Annotated in this window: 1 protein-coding gene; it reads left to right on the top strand. The window is 41.7% G+C overall.

The window, feature by feature from the left end; translation table 11 throughout:
• Positions 1-683 (top strand): GUN4 domain-containing protein (locus tag IQ260_RS30745; RefSeq protein ID WP_228016585.1); only part of this gene is annotated, 683 nt, incomplete at its 5' end.
• Positions 684-1,029 lie beyond the last annotated feature (346 nt).

Genomic DNA, 1,029 nt, shown 5'->3' with positions numbered 1-1,029 from the left:
CATATATATGGAATATTTGGAATTTATCATTCATAGAACCATCACCAACTGAGAAATGGAGTTATCTCGAGAACTTTACTAGGTATGCTGTAAAAAAACACTATCATTCCCGCTCAAGACATCTAATAAGTTTACTCGAGAATGCTTTGGAACAACATAATTGGAAAAAAGCAGATATCTTAACTTCGGAAATAATATATGCCTCGGGTGTCGCTGGAGGTCCCAAGGGGGTAGTCGATGAACAAGTGTCATGCTTGGATTTAGATAGAATTGATAGTCTTTGGTCTAAATACTCCGAAGTTAATGGAAAAGCTCAATATGGGTTGCAAGTACAGAAGGATATATATCTTGATGAAGGTAACTATCTCGATGGTAATTATAATCCCATAGAATTTGCTAGATTCGCCAAAAGATTAGGATGGATTGCAGAGGAATCAGAGAGATTTATAACTTTCAAAAGTTATAACAATTTAGAATGGGCACCCGATTCGCATTGGAGTGAGGATAACGTAGGGCATCTTCCTGCCCGTGCAGTGTACTCATATTTTTATTATGGTAGCCATGGTGGAACTTTGATGCTTAATCCTTGGGTGGCTGGTATCGGAGTACGTTTAGAGGGTATTCGTCTTGAAGACAGGTGCGGCTATCTCTTTTTTTCTTATGGTACTTCTTTCGGAGCATAAGACCTTCCTTCACACAGCAAGCGTAGGTACTGTGTTGTCGCCTAAAATGCAAGCCGGGTAGATACTGTTCTGGACCCTACTTGTCAATCCCCATCTGCTAAAATTATGGGTTACCCACTCGCCCAACATTTCACAATATGTATCTTGACTTCCCTAGATCAACTGCTCTACTGTTAACAACAGGTCCGCAAGGCCTACCAACAAAAACTCAATCCCTTAGCGCTATCGGCGGGTGCGTCAACACCTACCGACAGCTAACCTCGCAAGCTGATTAGGCCAGCTTGAAGGCTAATGTTAAATGTACCTTAGCCCTTCCAGTTTGCACACTTGCAGGACGGTTAAGGCT

This window comes from Leptolyngbya cf. ectocarpi LEGE 11479 (assembly GCF_015207065.1).
GTDB classification, from domain to species: domain Bacteria; phylum Cyanobacteriota; class Cyanobacteriia; order Phormidesmidales; family Phormidesmidaceae; genus Leptothoe; species Leptothoe ectocarpi.
This window is presented reverse-complemented; position numbering and strand designations above follow the sequence as displayed.